The sequence below is a fragment of the Curtobacterium sp. SP.BCo genome (genome assembly GCF_051903265.1).
Classification (GTDB): Bacteria; Actinomycetota; Actinomycetes; order Actinomycetales; family Microbacteriaceae; genus Curtobacterium.
Map to the genome: position 1 here is coordinate 357,332 of NZ_CP194337.1, position 23,459 is coordinate 380,790.

The window sequence follows — 23,459 nt, forward strand, 5'->3', positions numbered from 1 at the left end:
GCGGTTCAGGTGAGGCCGATGAGGCCGGTGTAGGCGTCCCACAACGGGCCGCCGCAGAGGATGCCGAGCCAAGCTCCGGCGAGCATCCACGGTCCGAACGGGATCCCGCTCCCCCGCTTGGCGCGGCGGGCGGCGAGGAGACCGATGGCGAAGATAGCTCCGAGGGCGAACCCGCCGAAAGCTCCCACTGCGAGGGGTCCCCATCCGAGGTACGCGAGGACGAGGCCGAGCACACCGGCCAGCTTGACGTCGCCCATCCCCATCCCGCCGGGGACCGCGACGGCGAGCGCGAAGTACACGGCGAGGAGCACGAGCATGCCGATGCCGCCGCGCGCGAGTGCCCACCAGTCCCCGGAGGTCGCGGACGTCACGGCGAGGAGCACCGCGAGCACCCCGTACGCCGGCAGGACGATCTTGTCCGGCAGCCGGTGGGTGTCGACGTCGATGAGCGCCAGCGCCACGGTGATCGCCATCAGGTAGAGCAGGGCGACGAGCATCCCCACCGTCGGGGCAAGCGTCGCGCCGGCGCCGACGGCACGTGCCAGCACGATGCCGGCGACGACCGCGAACAACGCAGCGGTGGCTGCCTCGACCAGGGGGTACCGCGCGGAGATGCGGTCGCCGCAGTCCCGGCAGGCACCGCGGAGCACGATCCAGGACAGCACCGGCACGTTGTCGAACCCGCGGATCTCGTGGCCGCACCGGGGACAGGCGCTCGCCGGCCGGACGACCGACATGCCGGCGGGCACCCGGTACACGACGACGTTGAGGAACGAGCCGATCAGGAGACCGAGGACGCCGGCGAGTCCGACGAGGACCACCGTGAGTTGCTGGAGCGCGGTCATACGCAGACACCTGCCTTCTTCACGCAGTCGCCCGAGGTCGTGTACGCCGGAGAGACCTCTGCCATCGTCGTCACGCCGTAGGTGGTGGTGACGGGGTTGAGGAAGCTCGGCGGAGCGGAGTGCTTCAGTCGGGCGTCGTAGGTGTACGCCTTGATGTAGCCGTTCGATCCGGAACGCACGACGCCACGGAACTTCTGCGCGATCGCCCCGTACACCGTCAGTGTCCCGCGGTCGCCGCCGTACCCGTAGTTCTGCACCTGGAAGGTGTGCGCGGCGGAGATGATGGCGGCGTCGATCTCACGGTCCGTGTCGCCGAGGATCGACGTGTAGCAGGTGCTCCGCCCACAGGCCACGGCCTGCACCGGGTTCCAGACCATGACGGCGTTGGTGGCGGTGAGCCCGAGCATGTCCGATCCGCGGTCGGCGTAGGTGAGGTCACCGGTGACGTAGAGGTAGTTCTCCGCGGCGACCGTCACCTGGCCGTCGAGGACGCCGTGCACGAAGGCGTCGCCCGATCGCGTGCCGTAACTGCACGGGGAGGTGCTCAGTTGCGCCTCACCGGACCGCGGGTACCCGACGCCGTTCCCGGTGTTGCAGGCGTCGGCGAGCTTGGCCGTGGTCGTCGCGTTCGCATCCCCTGCCTGCGGAACGTTCTGCACGTAGATCAGGTTGTTGGCCGGCACGGGGACCGTCGCCCCGGTGGTGGAACCGAGCTGCCCCGCCCCGGTGCCCGGCAGTCCGCACGCCGTCGGGGTCTGGCCCTTCGTCGGGTCGGTCGCGTCCGTCTGGGTCTTGATCGACCGCGGGGACTTGACCGTCATCGTCCCGTCGGCGTTGAAGGTGATGTCCGTCGGCCCCGTGTAGAGGCATCCCGGGCTCCGGGTCGCCGTCGCCGCCGTGTTGTACTGCGTGGCCGCCTTCTGCTGCGCGTTGGTCGACGGCATGCCGATGGTCGACGTGAACGCCGGCTGGGTCACCCCCGCTGGGAAGTTCTGACCGGTGCAGCTCGCGCCGTTCGAGTCGACCTTGTTGTAGCGGAGGCCCGACGTCGGGTTCGACGTCGTGATCTGCTTCGTGAACGTCGCCTGGCAGATGCGCATCGTGTCGTTCGAGTGTGCCGGCCCGTCGATCGTGTCGCCGCCGCTGAAGGCGATCTCACCGCACAGGTTGCTCGTCCGCGAGGTCGGCCGCCCCTCCCACGCGTGCTTGACACACGTGGCGGTGTCGACGTTCGTCATCACCGGGTCCTGGATCTCGTAATCGGTGAAGTACAGGAAGTCGATGAAGCCCTGCTGCCGGATGCTCGCCACCACCGAGCGGACCGCCGACCCCACCTTGCCGGTCGCGCGGATCCGGATGGTGCCGGTGTCGTAGTACTTGGAGGCGTCGACCTCGTACCGGTAGAACGACTTGCCGTCGCCGCCGGGGACGGTGGCCCAGGTGCCGGTCGCGCCCGACCCGAACGCCGCGTTCGTCGCACCGGCGGTCGGCAGCGTGAGGCCGGTGCTGGTCGACGAGAACGGTGCCGCCGGGTTGCCGTACTGGGTGTACCCGGTGTCGTTCGACAGGCGGGCCTCGTAGTCCTGCACCCCCGCGTACGCGGCACTCAGGGCGGCGTTCCAGTCGGAGTCGGTCGAGGACTTCTTGATGCCGGCGACGGCGACCGACGTCGCCGTCGCGATCATGAACACGACGACCGTCCCGAAGATCACGGCGATGGCCAGGGCCATGCCGCGATCGTCGCGCACGGCGTCAAAGTGGAGGAGGCGGCGGAGCCGGATCACGTCGGGTCTCCCGTCGGTTCGAGGAGGTTCGGCAGCCCCACGGTGTTCTGCAGGGTGATGCCGTTCTTGAGGGTGCTCGCCGTGGACGAGAAGCGCAGGGTGACCTTGACGAAGGCGATCTGACCGACCTGGTCGGTCGTCAACGCGCTCGCACCGTTCGTCAAGGGGGTGTTCCCGGCGTCGAGGTACTGGAAGACCGGCGTGCCGGTGCTCGTCGGCACCTCGATCGACGAGGCGATCGTGGACGTCGAACCGGCGCCGGGGAACGTGTAGTACGCGTTGTCCGTGGTGGAACCCGCGATGACCTTCTCGGTGAGCACGCCGGCAGCGCTCACCGAGAACGTGACCTGCTGCGGCACGGCGTTGCGCCCCGTGGCGACGAGTGTCGTGAACTGCATGGACGTCGGCCCGGCCGAGAGGAACGCCGGGGTGTCGGCCGCCCCGACGTTCGGGTTGTCCGCCGCGGCACGCACCTGGCGGACGATCTCGTTCATCGCGTTCGACGCGTTCCGGCTGTTCTGGTCGCGCGCGGCCGCGAACGTCGTCGCCCGGGTGATCGAGTAGAACGTGCCGCCGACGATCGCGAGCAGGACCCCGAACAGACTCATCGCGACGAGGAGCTCGATGAGGGTGAGTCCCTCGTCACGCCGCTCGCCTCGGACGACGGACCGGATGCGCTGGATCACGGCGCCGTCCTCGGGTCGAGGGTCACCGAACCGGAGTTCAGGATGACGCCGATCAACCCCTTCGCCGTCACGTTCACCGCGGCCGAGCTGGAGTTCTTCTGGCTGGTGACCGACCACGTGCCGTAGGGGAGCGCGAGCGTGATGTCGGTCGTCCCCGACGTGCCGGTCGCGGTGCGTGTGAACGAGTAGCTCTGGGTGACCTTGCACCCCGGGTCCCCGCCGGCAGCGGTGGCCGTCCTCGCGGTCAGGATCGTGTCCGACTTGTTGATCGTCACCGTCACCAGCCCCATCGCGACGTTCGCGGTGAGCTGGTCCTTCGACACCGACGGCGTCGGGGTCTTGCCGATGCGGCCGTCGCTGGCCTTCGGCCACATCGTGGGGTCGGTGGAGAGGCAGCTGTTCGGGTTCGTCGTCGTGTCGGCGTTCGTGACGTTCGAGTCGTACACGCCCGGGTACACGACGTACCCGGACCCGATCGGGCTGAGGTACTGCGTCGCACTCGTCCCGGTCGCCTTGTAGGTGCCGTAGGTGCTGACGAACGAGGTCACGAGGTTCGTGGGCAGCAGCGCGCCGGAGCCGTTGTTCGCGTAGTTCATCGACACCGCGATGGCGGGATCGTAGTTGAACGAGGCCCCGCTCGACTGACCGGCCTTGACCACCACGGTCTTCGAGGGTGTGGCGGACTGCTCCTGATCGCGGTACTGGCCGGAGGGCGGTCCGAGCGTCACCGTGTACGTGCCGGGCGTCACCTTGATCGCGACCGTGCAGCCGTCCTGGTTCGTGACGTCGGGCTGCGTCGACAGTGACTTCGCCGTGTTCGCGGGGACCGTCGTCGCCGGAGCGATGGTCGCGTTCACGCCGCCGACACCACCACTCCCGGTGATCGACTGCACCTGGACGAGGATCGTACCGAGCGTCGGGTCGTTGATCTTGGTCGACGGGGAGAACACCGTCTCCTGGGTGACCGGAGCGGCCGAGCCCATACCGGGCCAGGTCACCTTGATGTGCACGTTGAGGAAGAGGAGCTGGGCGGTTGTCCCGGAGGCCGTCGCGGAGCACCGGTTCGTCGTTCCGTCGGTGTACTGCCAGTCGAGGGTCCGCTTGACCGTGTACTGGCGACCGTCCACCGTCGGCTGGTCCGTGCTGCCGGCCATGCCGGTGATGTTGTTCTGGGCCTCGATGCGCGCGGTGTCGATGGCGCCGGCCGCGAGGTTGGTCGCCTGCGCTCGGGCCGAGTTGTCGGAGGTCACCCGCATCACGGAAACGACACCGACCAGTGCACCGGCGATGATGATGCCGAACACGGTGATCGCGACGATGACCTCGACGAGCGTGAAGCCCTCGTCACGGGCTTCCACGCGAGCTCGACTTGTGAACAATTCGACACCTCCTCCGGGACCGCTTCGCACGCGATGTGCAGGGGTCGGGGGCGCGGCCCCGACCCCTGCACGGTGGTTGTTAGGAGCCCGCGGTGAACGTCGCGGAGGAGAAGGTAGCGCCGCTGCAGCTGCCGGACTTGACGCCCTGGGTCTCGGTCGCAGCGAAGGACTTCCCGGTGCTGCTGACACCCATCACGCAGAACGTGTTGGCGCCGGTGCCGCTGCCCGGGTTGTAGACCAGGCGGGTCTCGGCGTCACTCCAGGTGGCGCCAGCGGCGAGCCAGGTCTGTCCACCGGAGACACCCGCGGCGCCGAGGCCGTTCGTGGTGGCCGTCCCGGACGTCGCCGTGATCGTACCGGGAAGCGCGTTGCTGTTCTGCGTCGAGATGCTCACGACCGCGGTCTTGAAGTTCGAGACGTCGTTCTGCACGCCCGAGTCCTTCGCGTTGTTCTGCACACCCAGGTACACCGGGATGGCGATCGCGGCGAGGATGCCGATGATGATCACGACGACCAGGAGCTCGATGAGGGTGAAGCCCTTCTCGGAGTCCTTGACGAGTTCGTTGCGGCGAGCGTTCAGCTTGCCCATGAGCGCGAAGTACATGACTTCTTCCATTCTTTCGGGAATGTGATTGGAATTGGTGGTTGGGGCTGTGCTCTGCCGCCGTCGACAAGCGTATTGACGGCACTTTCTGGGCATAATCCCGAGAACGGGGGCCACCGGGCAAGAAAATGCCCCCAGAAGCGGGGGCATTCTCAACCAAACCACCCCCGAGCGCGGGGCCCCTTTTGAGGGGTCAGTGGATCAGCGAGGTGATCTTGAAGATCGGCAGGTAGAGCGCGACGATCATGCCGCCCACGACAACGCCCAAGAAGGCGATGAGGAGCGGTTCGATCAGGGATGTCAGCGCCTCTGTGGTGGTTTCGACCTCGTTGTCGTAGAACTCGGCGATCTTCTCCAGCATCGTCTCGAGGGAGCCGGCGTCCTCACCGACAGCGACCATTTGCGAAACCATTTCCGGGAATACTTTCTCGGCAGCCAAAGGAACCGCGATGGATTCACCCTTCCGAACTGATTCCGCGACGCGTTCGAGTGCCCGTTGCACGACGAAGTTGTTCGACACCTCACCGACGATCTGCAATGCCTGCAGAATGGGGACGCCGGCTCCGATCATGTTCGAGAAATTACGGGCGAACCGCGCGATGACGATCTTCCGGTTCAGTTCTCCGAAGACCGGTAGGCGCAGTCTGATCGGGTCGACGAATCCGCGGACGCGGTCGGTGTTCTTGTTCGCACGCCACCAGAGCCAGCCGAGGACGATCGCGACGAGGAGGATCGGACCGACCCACACCATCGCGTGCGACGCGTAGACCAGCACCATCGTCGGCAGCGGGAGCTGACCGCCGAGCGAGGTGAACATCTTCTGGAAGATCGGCACGATGAAGACGAGCATCACGACGACGGCGACGAGCGACATCACCAGCACCACGACCGGGTACGTCATCGCCGACTTGATCGTCGACCGGAGCTTGTGCTCCTTCTCGAAGTTCGTCGCGATGGAGTCCATCGCCTGGTCGAGGAACCCGCCGGTCTCCCCCGCCCGGATCATGTTGATCATGATCGGCGGGAAGTCCACCGGGTACTTCGCCACGGCGTCGGAGAACGAGACACCGCGTTCGACGTCGTCCCGGACCTTGCCGAGGATCTCCTTGAGCTTCTTGTTGTCCGTCTGGTCCGCCAGGATCGACAGCGCTCGGAGGAGCGAGAGTCCGGATGACAGCATCGTGGACGCCTGGCGCGACATGATCGCGAGGTCCTTGAGCCCGACGCCCTTCTCGAACCCGGGGATCTTGATCTCGGTCTGCAGCCCCGTGCCGGCCTTGGCCTCGGTGATGGCGATCGGCGAGACGCCCATGCCCCGCAGGCGCTGGACGACGGCCCCTTCGGAGGACGCGTCGAGCCGACCCTTGACGAGCTTGCCGGCGCCGTCACGCCCCCGGTAGTCGTATGCGAGGGACATCAGTGGCCTCCTGAGTACTTGTCGCCGAAGTCGATCTCGGACGCGGCGATCGCGGCGGCGGAGGAGTCGGACGGCGATTCGACGCGCTGCACGAGCCGGTCGAAGCCCTCGAGGTCGTGCACTTTCTCGAGTGCGGCCTTCCGGGTGATCGTGCCGACGTTGACGAGTTCGGCGAGGTCCTGGTCCATCGTGTGCATGCCCATGTCACGGCCGGCCTGCATGGCGGAGGTGATCTGGTAGGTCTTGCCCTCGCGCACGAGGTTCCCGATGGCCGGGGTCGTCTTCATGATCTCGGTGGCGACGACCCGTCCGGCGCCGTTGGCCTTCGGCACGAGGGTCTGGCAGACGACCCCTTCGAGCGTGGAGGCGAGCTGGGTGCGGATCTGGCCCTGCTGGTGCGGCGGGAACACGTCGATGACGCGGTCGATCGTGCCGGGGGCGCTCTGCGTGTGCAGCGTGGCGAACACCAGGTGGCCGGTCTCCGCCGCGGTCAGTGCGACGGAGATGGTCTCCAGGTCGCGGAGCTCGCCGATCAGGATGACGTCCGGGTCCTGGCGGAGGACGTGCTTGAGTGCAGCGGCGAACGAGTGCGTGTCCGCGCCGACCTCGCGCTGGTTGATGATCGCCTTCTTGTGCTCGTGCATGAACTCGATCGGGTCCTCGACGGTCACGATGTGGTCGGCGCGGGTCTCGTTGACGAGGTCGATGAGGGCGGCGAGGGTGGTCGACTTGCCGGAGCCGGTGGGCCCGGTGACGAGCACGAGTCCGCGCGGCAGCTTCGCGAACTCGCCGACGTACTCGGGGATGCCGAGCTGCTTGAGGGTCTTGATCTTGGTGGGGATGATGCGGAACGCCGCGCCCCAGTTCCCGCGCTGCTGGTAGTAGTTCACGCGGAAGCGGAACTCCGGCGACAGCGAGTACGCGAAGTCGAGTTCCTGCTCGTGGTCGAACTGTCCGGCCTGTTCGACGGACAGGAGCGTCTTCAGCGCGGCGATCACCTTGTTGCGGGCCCAGGGTCCGCCGGGGACGGCCGGCCGGAGCGCCCCGTCGACGCGCACGGTGGGTGCCGCGTCGGCGGTGAGGTGGAGGTCGGAGGCGCCCTGGTAGACGACCTGGGCGAGCGCGGTGATGAGGTCCGGGTCGGCGACCTCCCGTGCGTGGCGGGTGAAGTTGATCTCTGCCTGCCCGTCGGGTGCGGGCGCGTAGGTGGGGGCGTGGACGGCCTGGAGGACCGTGGTCGGGTCCGAGGGGACGACCGGCAGGTGCTGGGTCACGGCGTCGGCGTACCCGTAGGACGCGGTCGACGGCGGGACGGCTGCGGGCGGTGTCGCGGGAGCGGCCTGCGGCTGCGCCACCGGGACGGCGACGGGGTCGCCGGCCGGGGCCGGCCACGCGGCCGACTCACTCGACAGGTCGTAGACCGGGACCGACGGGGCGGCGGCGACCGGCGCCTCCAGGTCGGGTGAGGTGGGCTGCTGGGCCGCCGCGGCGAGGCGTGCGGCGCGACGGCCACCGATCTCGTTGCCGGGGCGCCCCGGGTGCCATCCGGCGACCGGCTCGTCGCCGGGCACGGAGATGTCGTAGACGGAGTCAGTCATCGTTCCACTCCCACGCCTACGCGACCACGCGCAGGATCTCGTCGATGCTCGTCATGCCGAGCTTGACCTTCTCCCACCCGTCCTGCCGGAGGGTGAGCATGCCCTGCGCCTGGGCGACGCGGCTGATCTCGGCGCTCGACGCCCGTGCGACGGCGAGGCGTTCGATCTCCTCGGTGACCGTCATGACCTCGTGCAGCGCGATGCGACCGCGGTAGCCGGTGTTCGAGCAGACCGCGCAGCCGACGGGGCCGAAGAACTCGGGGACCTCGGAGTCCTCCGTCGGGACGAAGCCGAGTGCCACGAGCTGCGCGGGCGTGTACTGCGCCGGGGCCTTGCAGCGGTCGCAGAGCCGTCGGGACAGACGTTGGGCGACGACGGAGTCGAGCGCGGAGCCGACCAGGAACGGCTCGATGTCCATCTCGGTGAGGCGGACGACCGCGGACGGCGCGTCGTTGGTGTGCAGGGTCGAGAGCACGAGGTGGCCGGTGAGCGAGGCCTCGATGGCGATCTGCGCGGTCTCGTGGTCACGGATCTCGCCGAGGAGCACGACGTCGGGGTCGGACCGGAGGATCGACCGGAGCGCCGAGGCGAACGTCAGGCCGGCCTTCGGGTTGACCTGCACCTGGTTGATGCCGGCCATCCGGTACTCGACCGGGTCCTCGACGGTGATGACGTTGATCTCCGGGCGGGCGACCGCGTTGAGGGTCGTGTACAGCGTCGTCGACTTGCCGGAGCCGGTCGGACCGGTGACGAGGATCATGCCGTACGGCTTCGAGTAGGAGCGCTGGTACGCCTCGAAGTTCTGCTCGAGCAGGTTGAGGTCCTTCAGGGACATCGACGTGTTCGTGTTGTCGAGGATGCGCATGACGACCTTCTCGCCCCACACCGTGGGGAGGGTCGCGACGCGGAGGTCGATCTGCCGACCGCCGTGGCGGACCGACATGCGGCCGTCCTGGGGCTTCCGACGCTCGGCGATGTCGATGTCGCTCATGATCTTCAGACGGCTGATGACGCCGTTCTGGATGTTCTTCGGCGCGGGGGCCATCTCGTGCAGCACGCCGTCGATGCGGTACCGCACCCGCACCTCGTGCTCGCCGGGCTCGATGTGGATGTCGGACGCGTGGTCCTGGATGGCCTGGGACACGAGCAGGTTCACGAAGCGGACGATCGGGACGTCGTCGAGCGACCCGTCGGTGAGGTCGTTCTGCTGCTGCGCCTGCGCGGATGCCTCTTCCTCGAGCGAGGACGTCAGGTCGTTGAGCTCGTCGTCGGCGCGGAGGTAGCGGTCGAGGGCTGCCGCCAGGTCACGCTCGTCGACCTGCAAGGGCTTCACCGACCGACCGGAGGCCGTGCGGGCGTCGTCGATCGCGAGGACGTTCGTCGGGTTCACCATCGCGAGCACGAGGGTCTCGCCCTCGAACCCGACGCCGAGCACACCGTGGCGACGGCAGAGGGCCGCGGGCAGCATCGACACCGCGGTGCCGTCGACCGGGTAGTCGGTCAGCGGGACGGTCTTGGAGTTGTTCGACGCGGCCCGGGCGGTGATGTACTGCGCCTCGCTGACCAGTCCTTGGTCGACGAGCGAACGGATCGACCGCTCGTCGATCTCTTCGTCGCCGGTCATCGAGTCGAGGTGCTCGATCGGCAGGGCTCCGTTGAGGATGAGGATCTCGGACAGTGTGGCCATGTGCCTCCGAGCCTCCTTCGGTTCGCGCGCGGATCGTGGGGAGCGTCGCAGGGGTTCGACGCCCGACCACGCTACGTCCGCACCGGAGGAGCCCCGCAGTCCCACAACGAGGGGGCGAGGGGGTGTCGCGTGCCCCCAGTGCTGGGGTACCCGCGGGTATCGACCGGTGTCAGAGGCTGGCCGACGAGGAGACGTGCACCTCGCCCGCGACGAACCCGAGACGCTCGTAGATGCGGCCCGCACCGCTCGGGTTCTCGGCGTCGACGTGCAGGACCGCGGCGGACAGGCCGTCCGCTCGGATCGCCCGCAGCGAGGCGTCGAGGACGATCGGCGCGAGCGCCCGGCCGCGTGCGGCACGCACGACACCGACCCAGTGGACGTACCCGTAGGACCGACCGCGGGCCGCGAAGCCGTCCGGGTCCACCTCGACGATCGCGAACGCGGCGATGCCCCCGTCGGGGTCGAGCACGACGCGGGACAGGTCGAGGCGGCTCTTGGTCGCGGTGAGGAACCCGTGCCAGTCCGACGCGACCATCGGCTGCGATCCCCAGTGGTCACGGAAGGCGTCGTTCTTCGCGAGGCGCAACGGCTCGATGTCGTCGGGGGTCGCCGACCGGACGACGAACCCCTCGGGCAGCGGCGGCACCCCGGCGTCGGCGCCGTCGTCGAACACGACCTGCATGTCGACCCAGTTCCGGACCGGTTCGAACCCGAACCGCGCCGCGAGCCGCAGCGCTCCGGCCCCCTGCGGGGCGCCGACGTCGAGCGTCGCCGGCAGGTCGACGTCGAGCATCGCCAGTCGTTGCCGCGCACGACCGATCTGCCACGCGAGGACCCGCCGTCCGATGCCCTGCCCGCGGAAGTCAGGGTGTACCGCCCCGTCGAGCACCGCACGGGCGGCGGTGACCCGGGAGGGGACGTCGATGACGATGCCGTAGGCCTGCACATGCCCATCAGCATCGACGCCGACGAGGGTGTCCCGGGCGACGTCGAGCCCTTCTGTGGACAACGTCCGCTCGAAGTCCGCTGTGGAGGGACGAGCATGCGGGTCGTCGACGGCCGCTGCCGCCACGGCCACTCCGTGCACGCCGGCGAGGTCCCCGGGGGTCCCCGCCCGGAACGTCAGCCCACCGATCGGCACCGGCGGCTCGAGGTGGGCAGGAGCAGTGATCCGTTCGCGCAGCGTCGCCATCCCACCAGCCTGCCAGCCAGAAACTCCTCGACGTGCACGGCCGCGGCGGGACATGATGAGTCATGGACATCACGAGCGTGACCGTGGGGCTGCCCGTCACCGACATCGAAGCGTCCTGCCTCTGGTACGGCGCCGTCTTCGAGCGCGCCGAACCCGACCTCGAGCCGGACGACGGCATCGCCGAGTACGAGGTCGGCGGCATCTGGATCCAGCTCTACGAGGACGAGAACGCCGAGGAGAACCCGGTCAGCGTCCGGTTCGGCGTCGACGACGTCGCCGCGCAGCACGCCCGCATCGGCGCACTCGGCATCGACATCGGGCCGGTCGAGTGCGTCGACGGCGCCGTCGACTGGTTCGACGTCCGGGACCCGGACGGCAACGTCCTCAGCCTCTTCTCGCTGGTCGACGAGACCGGTCGCGGCTCCGGCCGCGACAGCGGCGCGGACCGGGCGGTCTGAACAGGACCATGTGACGGCCAGGAGGCGCGTGCCGGCCCCGCCCCGCGCCTCCCGTCCGTGTCACCGCGGCTCGGCGCGCACCTGACGGATCCAGCCGACGAGGCAAGGCACCGCGGTCCACAGGAGCGAGTGCCCGCACCGGGATCGTGCCCACCCGAGCGACTCCGAGGTTCAGCTGGACGATGCCGGTCAACACGCGGTCACGGAACCCGGCCGGCAGCCGAACGACACCTCCTCGAGCGCGGTGTTCGTGCCGGAGCGCGTCGACACGCGGTCGAGGCTGATGTCGGTCACGTCGTCACCGTGAAGTACAGGACGGTTGCGCTTCCGACGACCGCCAAGTCGACAAGGAACACGGCCGGAGCGAGTTTGCTCCCCGTGTGGATGGTGCCGGCAGTTGTTGCTGAGCCGAGTGAGAGCGCACCGAGGAGGAGCGCCGGACCGTGCAGGAGTACGGCGATGACGCAAGCGAGCCCGAGCACGACCGAGAGGACGGCGAGGGTTCGCGACGCTATGAGTTTGAGGGTGGTTGTGAGATGCATACCGGTCAGCAACATATCACGTGGCAACGGACAGATCTGTGCAGTGCCATCCGCGAGACGGAAGGCGCACGCCGGCCCCGCCCCGCGCCTCCCGTCCGTCACGCACTTCGTGAGCACGAATGGTCGGGTCGCCGCAGCGGACCCGACCATTCGTGCTCACGAAGCCGCAGGTGCGCGCACCCACGAACGGGAACGGCCCCCGCATCCGAGGATGCGGGGGCCGTTCCGGTGGAGCTCAGACTCAGTTGTAGGTGCCCGGCGTGAAGTCGTCCGACGAGAAGCTGTCGAAGTCGACGAAGCTCAGGTCGGCGTCCGAGAACGACGAGTCGTCGGCGAAGATGCGGTTGGGGTACCGCTCCGCCTTCGCCTCTTCGGTCGCGTTCACGTCCACGTCACGGTACCGGCTGAGGCCCGTCCCGGCGGGGATGAGCTTACCGATGATGACGTTCTCCTTGAGGCCGACGAGGTGGTCCTGCTTGCCCTCCATGGCCGCCTGCGTGAGCACGCGGGTGGTCTCCTGGAAGGACGCGGCGGACAGCCACGACTCGGTCGCGAGGGACGCCTTCGTGATGCCCATGACCTCCTGGCGAGCGGAAGCGGTCTTGCGACCCTCCTGCAGCGCCGCACGGTTGAGCTCGTTGTACCGCGAACGGTCCACGAGCTCGCCCGGGAGCAGATCGGTGTCGCCGTGGTCGACGACGGTGACCTTGCGGAGCATCTGGCGCACGATGACCTCGATGTGCTTGTCGTGGATCGGCACGCCCTGCGAGCCGTACACGTCCTGCACACCGTTGACGAGGTGCTTCTGGACCTCACGCACACCCTTGACCCGCAGGACTTCCTTCGGGTCGACGGTGCCGGCGATGAACTGCTCGCCGAGCTCGACGTGCTGGCCGTCCTCGATGAGGAGGGTCGCACGCTTGAGCACCGGGTAGATGAACGGCTCGTCGCCGTTGTCCGGCGTGAGGATGATGCGACGACCCTTGTCGGTGTCCTCGATCGTGGCGCGGCCGGGGGCCTCGGCGATCGGGGAAGCACCCTTCGGGGTCCGGGCCTCGAAGAGCTCGGTCACGCGGGGCAGACCCTGCGTGATGTCGTCGGCCGAGGCCGAACCACCCGTGTGGAAGGTACGCATCGTCAGCTGGGTACCGGGCTCACCGATGGACTGGGCGGCGATGATGCCGACCGCCTCGCCGATGTCGACGAGGTTGCCCGTGGCGAGCGAACGGCCGTAGCACTTCGCGCAGACACCGACGCTCGACTCGCAGGTCAGGACCGAGCGCACCTTGATGCTCTCGACACCGGCTGCGATGAGCTTGTCGATCAGGACGTCACCGACGTCCTCACCGGCCTCGGCGACGACCGTGCCCTTGGCGTCCACGGCCGGGGTGGCCAGGGTGCGCGAGTAAACGGTGTTCTCGACGCGCGGGTCGCGGACGAGCTTGCCGTCGGCACCCACGGTCGCGATCGGGAGCTCGAGGCCCCGGCTCGTGCCGCAGTCGTCCTCGCGGATGATGACGTCCTGCGAGACGTCCACGAGACGACGGGTGAGGTACCCGGAGTCCGCGGTACGGAGCGCGGTGTCGGCAAGACCCTTGCGAGCACCGTGCGTGGCGATGAAGTACTCCGCCACGGTCAGGCCCTCGCGGTACGAGTTGATGATCGGGCGGGCGATGATCTCGCCCTTCGGGTTGTTCACCAGACCACGCATACCGGCGATGTTGCGGACCTGCAGCCAGTTACCACGAGCACCCGACGACACCATGCGGTTGATGGTGTTGTCGATCGGGAAGTTGTCGCGCATCTCCTGCGCGATCTCGTTCGTGGCTTCCGTCCAGATCTTGATCAGGTCGGCGCGACGCTCGGAGTCGGTGATCAGACCCTTGTCGAACTCGCCCTGCACCTTGGCCGCCTGGACCTCGTAGCCCGCGATGATCTCCTTTTTGCGAGGAGGCGTCACGACGTCCGAGAGCGCGACGGTCACACCGGAGCGCGTGCCCCAGTAGAAGCCGGCGTCCTTGATCCGGTCCAGCGCGGCGGCCGTCTCGGTCTTGGAGTAGCGCTCGGCGAGGTCGTTGACGATCGCGGAGAGCACGCCCTTGTCGGTGACCTTCTGGACGAACGGGTAGTTCGTCGGGAGGGTCTCGTTGAAGAGCGCACGGCCCAGGGTGGTCTCGAGCAGCACGGTGTCGCCCTGCTCGAAGCCCTCGGGAGCCTCGCCCTCGCCGAACCACACGTTGTCCATGCGGATCTTCACGAGCGCGTTGAGGTGCAGCGTGCCCTGGTCCTTCGCGAGGATGGCCTCGGCGACGGAGGAGAACGCACGGCCTTCGCCCACGGCGCCCTCGCGGACGGTCGTGAGGTGGTGCAGACCGATGATCATGTCCTGTGCGGGCAGGGTCACCGGGCGGCCGTCGGACGGCTTCAGGATGTTGTTCGAGGCGAGCATCAGGATGCGGGCCTCGGCCTGGGCCTCCACCGACAGCGGCAGGTGCACGGCCATCTGGTCACCGTCGAAGTCCGCGTTGAACGCAGCACACACGAGCGGGTGGAGCTGGATGGCCTTGCCCTCGACGAGCTGCGGCTCGAACGCCTGGATGCCCAGTCGGTGCAGCGTCGGCGCACGGTTCAGCAGCACGGGGCGCTCGCGGATGATCTCCTCGAGCACGTCCCACACCTGCGGACGCGAACGCTCGACCATGCGCTTCGCCGACTTGATGTTCTGCGCGTGCGACAGGTCGATGAGGCGCTTGATGACGAACGGCTTGAAGAGCTCCAGCGCCATCTGCTTGGGCAGACCGCACTGGTGCAGCTTCAGCTGCGGGCCGACGATGATGACCGAACGGCCCGAGTAGTCGACGCGCTTGCCGAGCAGGTTCTGGCGGAAACGACCCTGCTTGCCCTTGAGCATGTCGCTCAGGGACTTCAGGGCGCGGTTGCCGGTACCCGTGACGGGACGACCACGACGACCGTTGTCGAACAGCGCGTCGACCGCTTCCTGCAGCATGCGCTTCTCGTTGTTCACGATGATCTCGGGGGCACCGAGGTCGAGCAGGCGGCGGAGACGGTTGTTGCGGTTGATCACACGACGGTAGAGGTCGTTGAGGTCCGACGTGGCGAAGCGGCCACCGTCGAGCTGCACCATCGGGCGGAGCTCCGGCGGGATGACCGGCACGACGCCGAGCACCATCGCGGCCGGCGAGTTGCCGGTGGCGAGGAAGGAGCTGACGACGCGCAGACGCTTGATCGCGCGGATCTTCTTCTGGCCCTTGCCCTCGGCGATCTGCAGGCGCAGCGCCTCGGCCTCGGCGGCCAGGTCGAACGCCTCGAGCCGCAGCTTGATCGCCTCGGCGCCCATGTAGGCGTCGAAGTAGATCCCGAAGCGGTCCTGGAGCTCGTGGAAGACGGCGTCCTCGGGCTTGAGGTCGCCCACCTTGAGGTTGCGGAAGTCCTCCCACACGCGCTCGAGGCGGGTGATGTCCTCGTCGAACGACTTGCGGACCTGGGACATCTCCTTCTCGGCGGTGTCCTTGGTGCGGCGCTTGACGTCGGCCTTGGCGCCCTCTTCCTCGAGCGCTGCGAGGTCGTCCTCGAGCTTCTTGAGGCGGTCGGCGATGATCGAGTCGCGCTGCCCCTCGAGGGTCTTGATCTCGAGGCGCATCTCGTTCTCGAGACCCGGCATGTCCGCGTGACGGCCCTCTTCATCGATGTCGATGATCATGTACGCCGCGAAGTAGATGACCTTCTCGAGGTCCTTCGGCGCCATGTCGAGGAGGTACCCGAGGCGCGACGGGACGCCCTTGAAGTACCAGATGTGCGTGACGGGGGCGGCGAGCTCGATGTGGCCCATGCGCTCACGGCGGACCGAGGACTTGGTGACCTCGACGCCGCAGCGCTCGCAGACGATGCCCTTGAACCGGACACGCTTGTACTTGCCGCAGGCGCACTCCCAGTCGCGGGACGGACCGAAGATCTGCTCGCCGAACAGACCGTCCTTCTCGGGCTTGAGGGTGCGGTAGTTGATGGTCTCCGGCTTCTTGACCTCGCCGTACGACCACTGGCGGATGTCCTCGGCCGTGGCGAGGCCGATCCGCAGTGCGTCAAATGAAGTTGCTTCGAGCAATGTTCTTCTCTCTAGCTGGATTCGTTACGAGTACGGGCGGGATCAGATGTCGTCGACGGACGACGACTCGAACCGCGAGGAGATGTTGATGCCGAGCTCTTCAGCGGCACGGAAGACCTCGTCGTCCGTGTCGCGGAGGCTGACCGCCTGGCCGTCGGCCGAGAGGACCTCGACGTTCAGGCAGAGCGACTGCATCTCCTTCATGAGGACCTTGAACGACTCCGGGATACCCGGCTCCTGGATGTTCTCGCCCTTGACGATCGCCTCGTAGACCTTCACGCGGCCGAGGATGTCGTCGGACTTGATCGTCAGGAGCTCCTGGAGGGCGTAGGCGGCGCCGTACGCCTCGAGCGCCCACACCTCCATCTCGCCGAAGCGCTGTCCACCGAACTGCGCCTTACCACCCAGTGGCTGCTGCGTGATCATCGAGTACGGACCGGTCGAACGCGCGTGGATCTTGTCGTCGACCAGGTGGTGCAGCTTGAGGATGTACATGTACCCGACCGACACCGGCTCCGGGAACGGCTCGCCGGAGCGGCCGTCGAAGAGCTGGGCCTTGCCGGACGAACCGATCAGACGCTCGCCGTCGCGGTTCGGGAGGGTGCTGTCGAGGAGCCCCTCGATCTCACGCTCGTACGCACCGTCGAACACCGGGGTGGCGACCTTCGTGCCGGGCTCCGCGCTGCGGGCCGCCTCGGGGAGAGCCGAAGCCCACTCCTGGATGCCCTCGACGTTCCAGCCCTGCTTCGCGAGCCACCCGAGGTGGATCTCGAGGACCTGGCCGAAGTTCATGCGGCCGGGGACGCCGAGCGGGTTGAGCACGATGTCGACGGGGGTGCCGTCGGCGAGGAACGGCATGTCCTCGACCGGCAGGATCGTCGAGATGACGCCCTTGTTGCCGTGACGACCGGCGAGCTTGTCGCCCGCGGTGATCTTGCGCTTCTGGGCGATGTAGACGACCACGCGCTGGTTGACGCCCGAGCCGAGCTCGTCGTCGCCGTCCTGCGCGTCGAACACCTTGACGCCGATGATCGTGCCCTCTTCACCGTGGGGCACCTTCAGCGAGGTGTCGCGGACTTCACGCGACTTCTCGTTGAAGATGGCGCGGAGGAGGCGCTCTTCGGCGCTGAGCTCGGTCTCGCCCTTCGGCGTGACCTTGCCGACCAGGATGTCGCCGGGGCGGACCTCGGCACCGATGCGGATGATGCCGCGCTCGTCGAGGTCGGCCAGGAGGTCCGGGCTGACGTTCGGGAGGTCGCGGGTGATCTCCTCCTTGCCGAGCTTGGTGTCGCGGGCGTCGACCTCGTACTCCTCGATGTGGATCGAGGAGAGCGTGTCGTCCTTCACGAGGTTCTGCGACAGGATCATCGCGTCCTCGTAGTTGTAGCCCTCCCACGGCATGAACGCGACGAGGAGGTTCTTGCCGAGCGCGAGCTCGCCGTTCTCCGTCGCGGGGCCGTCGGCGATGACCTCGCCCTGCTCCACACGCTCACCGGCCGAGACGACCACGCGGTGGTTGTAGCTCGTGCCCTGGTTCGAGCGGTCGAACTTGCGCAGGTAGAAGGTCTGCGTGCCGCCCTCGTCGAGCTGCAGGGTCACGGCGTCGGCCGAGACCTCGGAGACGACACCGGCCTTGTCGGCGGTGACGACGTCGCCGGCGTCGATGGCGGTGTAGCCCTCCATGCCGGTGCCGACGAGCGGCGACTCGGAGCGGAGGAGCGGCACGGCCTGGCGCTGCATGTTCGCACCCATGAGCGCGCGGTTCGCGTCGTCGTGCTCGAGGAACGGGATCAGGGAGGTCGCGACCGACACCATCTGGCGCGGCGAGACGTCCATGTAGTCGACCTCGTCCTTGGCGACGAGTTCGACCTCGCCGCCCTTCTTGCGGACGAGCACCTTGTCGTCGGCGAAGTGGAACGAGTCCGTCAGCGGGGCGTTGGCCTGCGCGACGACGAAGTCGTCCTCTTCCGAGGCGGTGAGGTAGTCGATGGTCTTCGTGACCTCGCCGTTGACGACGCGACGGTACGGGGTCTCGATGAAGCCGAACGAGTTGATCCGACCGAACGACGCGAGCGAACCGATCAGGCCGATGTTCGGGCCTTCCGGGGTCTCGATCGGGCACATGCGGCCGTAGTGCGACGGGTGGACGTCACGGACCTCGACGCCGGCACGCTCACGGGACAGACCACCCGGGCCGAGGGCCGAGAGACGACGCTTGTGCGTCAGGCCCGCGAGCGGGTTGTTCTGGTCCATGAACTGCGACAGCTGGGACGTCCCGAAGAACTCCTTGATCGCGGCGACGACGGGACGCACGTTGATGAGCGTCTGCGGCGTGATGGCCTCGATGTCCTGCGTGGTCATGCGCTCGCGGACGACGCGCTCCATGCGGGACAGACCCGTGCGGACCTGGTTCTGGATGAGCTCGCCCACGGCGCGGATGCGACGGTTGCCGAAGTGGTCGATGTCGTCCACGTCGAGGCGGAGCGACACCGGCTCGCCGTCACGGACGCCGTCGAGGTTGGTCTTCTCGGCGTGCAGCGAGACGAGGTACTTGATCGTGCGGACGATGTCCTGCACGGTCAGGACCGAGTCGCTGAGCGGCGCGTCGATGCCGAGCTTGCGGTTGACCTTGTAGCGGCCGACCTTCGCGAGGTCGTAGCGCTTCGGGTTGAAGTAGAAGTTGTCGAGGAGCGCACGCGCGGCCTCGGCGGCGACCTGCTCGCCCGGACGCAGCTTGCGGTAGATGTCCTTGAGCGCCTCTTCCTTGGTGAGGATGGCGTCCTTCTCGAGGGTCGACTCGATCGAGGCGAAGCCCTGGAACTCCTCCATGATCTCTTCGCTCGTCATGCCGAGCGCCTTGAGGAAGACCGTGACCGACTGCTTGCGCTTGCGGTCGATGCGCACGCCCACCTGGTCGCGCTTGTCGATCTCGAACTCGAGCCACGCACCACGCGACGGGATCACGCGGGCGGAGTAGATGTCCTTGTCGGACGTCTTCTCCTGCTGGCGCTCGAAGTACACGCCCGGGGAACGGACGAGCTGCGAGACCACGACACGCTCGGTGCCGTTGATGATGAACGTGCCGCGCTCGGTCATGAGCGGGAAGTCGCCCATGAAGACGGTCTGCGTCTTGATCTCACCGGTCATGTGGTTCATGAACTCGGCGTTGACGTAGAGCGGGGCCGCGTAGGTCTTGCCACGCTCCTTGCACTCGTCGATGGAGTACTTCGGGTCCTCGAGCTCGGGCGACGTGAAGCCGAGCTGCATGGTCTCGCCGAGGTCCTCGATCGGGGAGATCTCCTCGAAGATCTCCTCGAGGCCGGAGTGCAGTGCGAGGTCGGTGCGACCCTGCTCCTGGCCTTCGGCGAGGCGGGCCTTCCAGACGTCGTTGCCGACGAGCCAGTCGAAGCTCTCCGTCTGGAGTGCGAGCAGATCAGGAACCGTGAGGGTGTCCGTGATCTTGGCGAACGAGAGTCGCGAGTGGTTGCGACCGTTCTTGGGGTTGGTGGATGCGTTGGGCGCAGCAGCCAAGGGTTTGACCTCCGGTAGGCCCCGTCGGGCCGGTACTGACGAGCAGCACGTAGGTGAGTGGATTGACGCTTGAGCGCACCCTCGAAGACACGCGATCACGGGCCGCCGCGTGAGCGAGGACACATGTGCGATGATCTGGGTGAGCGGTACCCGCCGACATATACGGGTCCGGCTTCACCAGGGCGGGCGTCGACCGCAATATGACGACACGGATGCCAGGGAGCGCGAACTGTCATCATAGGTCGCCGCTGTGCGCGGTGTCCAGTCCTGGCTTGACCGAATTCGTCCGTGCCGTGTATAAGCCGGTGGACAGACCCGGTGTTCCCCCGCCGACGGCGCTGCGAGCGGCCCGGCGAAGCCGTCAGCGCAGCGCGCGGAACGCCGCCTCGGGACGCCGCACCCGCACGAACGTCACCCGCCCGCGGTCGTCGGTGATCTCGATGCCGCGCCCCGGCGTGAGGATCAGCGCACGCACCCCGCGGCCGAGCCGGAGCCCGATCCCGCCGTAGGTGGTGGCGTCGGCCTCGGCGAGCCGCACGTCCACGATCCGACGTCGGGCGATGCGGCGGGCGGGCAACGGCCGGAAGTGCAGGACCACGTGCGTCTCGGTCACGGTGAACCCGGTCCGGGCGAGCAGGAGCAGGAGACCGACGGCCACCGCGACGACGCCGGGGACGACGAGCGCAGCCTCGGGCGCGTCCCCCGGCCAGCCGAGCACCGCCGCAACGAGTCCGAACCCGGCGACGAGCAGGACCCCACCGACGGCACGCATCCAGGTCGGCGCACCCTCGTGGTCGGTGTGCGCGGACACCGGTCGGGAGGCGCGGGTCGGTGCCCCGGTGCGGGTCGCGGTGGCGAGGCGGTACGTCGGGACGCTCATGGTGTCGGTCATGGCTACGGGCTCCTGCGGATTCGTGGTCCGGTTGCGTGCTGCGCCAGTATTTTACATAGCGCACACGATGTTCTCAATGGCCGGTGCGCGGGGCACGGTCACGGCAGCGCGCGCACGGAGCCGACGGTGGGTGGTCGGACGGGCGCGCCGCTGTCACGAGTGGGGTGCGGAACCGCGAGGTGTGGGGCACTGCGCGGTTCGACGCACCCGAGGGTGACGACCCGGTGAACGATAGGTGGCCAGGCTTGGCGTCCGCTGGCCGTACATGTGTACGCATTCACCTGGCTCCCGGAGCGCCGGGAACGCGGGGCGGGGCACAGGGCGCAGGGGCGGTCAGCGCAGGACGAGTGCGACGGCCTCCGCGCGGGTGCGGACGCCCAGCTTCGTGAAGACCTGGTTCACGTAGGACTTCACGGTCGGCACGGTCAGGAACAGCTCGGCGGCGATCTCCGGGTTCGACCGGCCCTCGGCGATCCGCTCGAGCACGTCGGCCTCGCGCGGGGTCAGGTCCGGGAAGCGCGTCCGGAGCCCGACCGGTCCCGGCGGGGCCGCCACGGGCGCCGCACCGCCGGCGAGCTGCGCCACCAGCCGCGCCCCGACACTCGCGTCGAACGTCGACTGCCCCGACGCCACCGCGCGGATCGCGGTCGCGATCTCCGTCCGGCCGGCGTCCTTCGTCAGGTAGCCGCGGGCGCCCGCCCGGAGCGCGGTCACGATCGACTCGTCGTCGGCGTACGTCGTCAGCACGAGGACGGCGACGTGCGGGTGCGCCGCGGTGATGCGCGCGGTCGCGGTCGGTCCGTCGACCGTGGGCATCCGGAGGTCCATCAACACGACGTCCGGGGCGTCCTGCTCGACGGCGGCGACCGCCTCGGCACCGTCGGCGGCCTCGCCCACCACCGTCAGGTCCGGCACGAGCGACAGCACCGTCACCAGGCCGTCGCGCACGATCGCCTGGTCGTCGACGACGAGCACGCGGATGGTCACGAGCGGTCCTCCTCGACCGGGACCTCGGCGACGGGCAGGTGCATCGCCACGACGAACTCGTCGTCCGAGCGTTCCGCCTCCACCGTCGCGCCGCTGCCGAGCTCCTGGAAGCGCTCCCGCATCCCGATCAGACCGTGTCCGCCGCCGGTCGTCGGGTTCGCCACGACGACGTCCACGGCGTCGCCGTCCCGGATGACGGACAGCGACACGGGGCGGCCGGGCGCGTGCCTGCGCGCGTTGCTGAGGGCCTCCCGGACGACCTGCACCACGGCGGCCCGGTGGGCCGCGTCCAGGTCGGCGAGCGTCTCGTCACCCTGCGTCACGATCACGCCGCCGAAGGAACGGTGCGCGTCGACGAGGGCCGTCAGGCCCGCACCGTGGTCGGTGGTCGGCCGGGAGGGACGGATCGCCTCGCCCGTCGACATCGCGTCGGTGCGCGTGGTCGGCTCCTCGGGCTCGATGTCCTCCCGCAGCGCGTGCACGGCCCGCCGCGCCTCGGCGAGCCCGTCGGCCGCGAGCGTCCGGGCGTCCTGCGCGCGCTTCGTCGCGTCCTCGACCCGGCCGGCCTCGAGGAGGGCCTCCACCGCGTCGAGCTGCAGGACGAGGCCGCCGAGGGAGTGTGCGAGCACGTCGTGGACGTCCCGCGCCGCCCGGGACCGATCGGCGAGGAGCTCCGCGCGCTGCTGCTCCCGCTCGGCCTCGCGCGCCCGCTCGGCGGCGACCCGGAACTGCCGGCGGCTGAAGCCGATGAGGACCCCGAGCAGCATCCCGCCGCTCGTGCCCAGGACGAACTGCAGCGACGCGTGCTCGAGCGTCGCGGTGACGGCGACCACGACGACCGCGACGAGGGCGACGACCGCGGCCGCCCAGACCGGGAACCGCAGGTTCGCGCCGATCAGCACGATCCCGACGATCACCGGGACGATCATCAGCGAGTCCGTCGGCACCACCGTGACGGAGCCTGCGGCGATCATCACCACGCCGGCTGCGAGGAGGACGCGGTCCGACCTGCCGAACTCCCGGAACGCCCACCCGGCGAGCGCCACCGAGCCGAGCACCCACACCCAGACCGGGTGGTGCAGCAGCACGCCGTTGCGGACGAAGAAGAACGCCACGATCGCTATCCCGAGGGCGTTCAGTCCCCACGCAGCGCTCGAACGCGGCCGGCCTCCGGGGAGGTCGGTCGCGTCCTGGCCGGTCAGCAGGGTCACCGGACCATCATGCCGCGCGCCTGACGGTCACCGCGGGGGATGCGCTGGTCGATGACGAGCGCCCGGGCGGCACGGTTCAGCGCGAGGACGAGCAGGATCGTGCCGGTCGAGGTGAGCAGGTGGGCGCCGAGCTGTCCGCCGAGGACGTCGAGGCCGACGCGCACGACGATGAGGACGATCCACAGGGAGGCGCCGAGCCAGCCGGTGCGGGACTGGATCGTGCGGCCCTTGCTGTCCGGGGTGCCGACGGTGCGGAACCGGGTGATGCTGCCCATCGTCAGGCCGACGCCGATCGTGACGAGGGCCTCGATGCCGAGGAACACGACGTCCGTGGTGGTGACGGTGGCCGTCGTCTGGGCGAGGACGACCACGCCGATGATCGCCATGACGAGCGGCGTGCGCCAGATGCGCGTCGGGTCGAGGTACTGCCAGGTCGCCTGGCGGTACCCGAGGAACACGACGAGGGCGATCCCGATCAGGATGTTCGCGACGAGCTGGACCGACATGGTGTGTGCCTTTCGTG

The 23,459-nt window shown here is 68.5% G+C and carries 17 protein-coding genes; 1 reads left to right on the forward strand and 16 read right to left on the reverse strand.

Annotation, left to right across the window (positions count from 1 at the left end; genetic code table 11):
- Positions 1 to 5: 5 nt before the first annotated feature.
- The 9 genes from ACRQ4B_RS01670 to ACRQ4B_RS01710 form a co-directional block, all read right to left on the reverse strand.
- Entirely contained in the window at positions 6 to 845 is an 840-nt protein-coding gene (locus ACRQ4B_RS01670; RefSeq protein WP_439692972.1) for a prepilin peptidase, read from the reverse strand.
- Positions 842 to 2,575, reverse strand: a complete 1,734-nt coding sequence (locus ACRQ4B_RS01675) for a hypothetical protein (protein ID WP_439692973.1) — start codon at positions 2,573 to 2,575, stop codon at positions 842 to 844. Before ACRQ4B_RS01675 ends, ACRQ4B_RS01670 begins: the two co-directional genes overlap by 4 nt.
- Before the next feature lie 50 nt (positions 2,576 to 2,625).
- Positions 2,626 to 3,315 carry a PulJ/GspJ family protein gene (locus ACRQ4B_RS01680; RefSeq protein ID WP_439692974.1) on the reverse strand — a complete coding sequence of 230 codons (690 nt, stop codon included), beginning with the start codon at positions 3,313 to 3,315 and terminating at the stop codon, positions 2,626 to 2,628.
- Entirely contained in the window at positions 3,312 to 4,673 is a 1,362-nt protein-coding gene (locus ACRQ4B_RS01685; protein ID WP_439692975.1) for a type IV pilus modification PilV family protein, read from the reverse strand. Before ACRQ4B_RS01685 ends, ACRQ4B_RS01680 begins: the two co-directional genes overlap by 4 nt.
- A 100-nt stretch (positions 4,674 to 4,773) precedes the next feature.
- Positions 4,774 to 5,310 (reverse strand): type II secretion system protein, encoded by a 537-nt coding sequence (locus ACRQ4B_RS01690; protein ID WP_439692976.1) that lies wholly within the window; start codon positions 5,308 to 5,310, stop codon positions 4,774 to 4,776.
- A 181-nt stretch (positions 5,311 to 5,491) separates the two neighbouring features.
- Positions 5,492 to 6,715 (reverse strand): type II secretion system F family protein, encoded by a 1,224-nt coding sequence (locus tag ACRQ4B_RS01695; protein ID WP_439692977.1) that lies wholly within the window; start codon positions 6,713 to 6,715, stop codon positions 5,492 to 5,494.
- Positions 6,715 to 8,313, reverse strand: a complete 1,599-nt coding sequence (locus ACRQ4B_RS01700; RefSeq protein WP_439692978.1) for a type IV pilus twitching motility protein PilT — start codon at positions 8,311 to 8,313, stop codon at positions 6,715 to 6,717. Before ACRQ4B_RS01700 ends, ACRQ4B_RS01695 begins: the two co-directional genes overlap by 1 nt.
- A gap of 16 nt (positions 8,314 to 8,329) precedes the next feature.
- On the reverse strand, positions 8,330 to 10,000 hold the full coding sequence (locus ACRQ4B_RS01705; RefSeq protein WP_439692979.1) for a GspE/PulE family protein: 1,671 nt from the start codon (positions 9,998 to 10,000) through the stop codon (positions 8,330 to 8,332).
- 169 nt (positions 10,001 to 10,169) lie between these two features.
- Positions 10,170 to 11,192, reverse strand: coding sequence for a GNAT family N-acetyltransferase (locus tag ACRQ4B_RS01710; protein WP_439692980.1), 1,023 nt, complete (start codon positions 11,190 to 11,192; stop codon positions 10,170 to 10,172).
- 62 nt (positions 11,193 to 11,254) lie between these two features.
- On the opposite strand from ACRQ4B_RS01710, the gene ACRQ4B_RS01715 reads away from it, so the two are divergent.
- Entirely contained in the window at positions 11,255 to 11,650 is a 396-nt protein-coding gene (locus ACRQ4B_RS01715) for a VOC family protein (protein WP_439692981.1), read from the forward strand.
- A 290-nt stretch (positions 11,651 to 11,940) separates the two neighbouring features.
- On the opposite strand, the gene ACRQ4B_RS01720 is transcribed toward ACRQ4B_RS01715, so the two are convergent.
- The 7 genes from ACRQ4B_RS01720 to ACRQ4B_RS01750 form a co-directional block, all read right to left on the reverse strand.
- Positions 11,941 to 12,192, reverse strand: coding sequence for a hypothetical protein (locus ACRQ4B_RS01720; protein WP_439692982.1), 252 nt, complete (start codon positions 12,190 to 12,192; stop codon positions 11,941 to 11,943).
- Positions 12,193 to 12,433: 241 nt separating this feature from the next.
- Positions 12,434 to 16,315 (reverse strand): DNA-directed RNA polymerase subunit beta', encoded by a 3,882-nt coding sequence (gene rpoC / locus ACRQ4B_RS01725; protein WP_439692983.1) that lies wholly within the window; start codon positions 16,313 to 16,315, stop codon positions 12,434 to 12,436.
- Between the two features lie 42 nt (positions 16,316 to 16,357).
- Positions 16,358 to 19,846 carry a DNA-directed RNA polymerase subunit beta gene (gene rpoB, locus ACRQ4B_RS01730; RefSeq protein ID WP_439692984.1) on the reverse strand — a complete coding sequence of 1,163 codons (3,489 nt, stop codon included), beginning with the start codon at positions 19,844 to 19,846 and terminating at the stop codon, positions 16,358 to 16,360.
- A gap of 361 nt (positions 19,847 to 20,207) precedes the next feature.
- Complete coding sequence (locus tag ACRQ4B_RS01735; RefSeq protein ID WP_439692985.1) at positions 20,208 to 20,738, reverse strand: hypothetical protein; 531 nt, start codon at positions 20,736 to 20,738, stop codon at positions 20,208 to 20,210.
- A gap of 333 nt (positions 20,739 to 21,071) precedes the next feature.
- A complete protein-coding gene (locus ACRQ4B_RS01740) occupies positions 21,072 to 21,725 on the reverse strand; it encodes a response regulator transcription factor (RefSeq protein WP_439692986.1) in 654 nt (217 codons plus the stop codon).
- The gene (locus ACRQ4B_RS01745; RefSeq protein WP_439692987.1) at positions 21,722 to 22,936 is read right to left on the reverse strand and encodes a sensor histidine kinase; all 1,215 of its coding nucleotides are present in this window, start codon (positions 22,934 to 22,936) and stop codon (positions 21,722 to 21,724) included. The genes ACRQ4B_RS01740 and ACRQ4B_RS01745 overlap by 4 nt, the downstream gene beginning before the upstream one ends.
- Entirely contained in the window at positions 22,933 to 23,442 is a 510-nt protein-coding gene (locus ACRQ4B_RS01750) for a hypothetical protein (protein ID WP_439692988.1), read from the reverse strand. Before ACRQ4B_RS01750 ends, ACRQ4B_RS01745 begins: the two co-directional genes overlap by 4 nt.
- Between the last annotated feature and the right edge of the window lie 17 nt (positions 23,443 to 23,459).

Bases quoted from the DNA above. Each gene is read 5' to 3' on its own strand.
- ACRQ4B_RS01670 (WP_439692972.1), bottom strand. From the start codon at position 845: ATGACCGCGCTCCAGCAACTCACGGTGGTCCTCGTCGGACTCGCCGGC.
- ACRQ4B_RS01735 (WP_439692985.1), bottom strand. From the start codon at position 20,738: ATGACCGACACCATGAGCGTCCCGACGTACCGCCTCGCCACCGCGACC.
- ACRQ4B_RS01720 (WP_439692982.1), bottom strand. From the start codon at position 12,192: ATGCATCTCACAACCACCCTCAAACTCATAGCGTCGCGAACCCTCGCC.
- ACRQ4B_RS01675 (WP_439692973.1), bottom strand. From the start codon at position 2,575: ATGGCCCTGGCCATCGCCGTGATCTTCGGGACGGTCGTCGTGTTCATG.
- ACRQ4B_RS01690 (WP_439692976.1), bottom strand. From the start codon at position 5,310: ATGGAAGAAGTCATGTACTTCGCGCTCATGGGCAAGCTGAACGCTCGC.
- ACRQ4B_RS01695 (WP_439692977.1), bottom strand. From the start codon at position 6,715: ATGTCCCTCGCATACGACTACCGGGGGCGTGACGGCGCCGGCAAGCTC.
- ACRQ4B_RS01705 (WP_439692979.1), bottom strand. From the start codon at position 10,000: ATGGCCACACTGTCCGAGATCCTCATCCTCAACGGAGCCCTGCCGATC.
- ACRQ4B_RS01700 (WP_439692978.1), bottom strand. From the start codon at position 8,313: ATGACTGACTCCGTCTACGACATCTCCGTGCCCGGCGACGAGCCGGTC.
- ACRQ4B_RS01750 (WP_439692988.1), bottom strand. From the start codon at position 23,442: ATGTCGGTCCAGCTCGTCGCGAACATCCTGATCGGGATCGCCCTCGTC.
- ACRQ4B_RS01715 (WP_439692981.1), top strand. From the start codon at position 11,255: ATGGACATCACGAGCGTGACCGTGGGGCTGCCCGTCACCGACATCGAA.
- ACRQ4B_RS01710 (WP_439692980.1), bottom strand. From the start codon at position 11,192: ATGGCGACGCTGCGCGAACGGATCACTGCTCCTGCCCACCTCGAGCCG.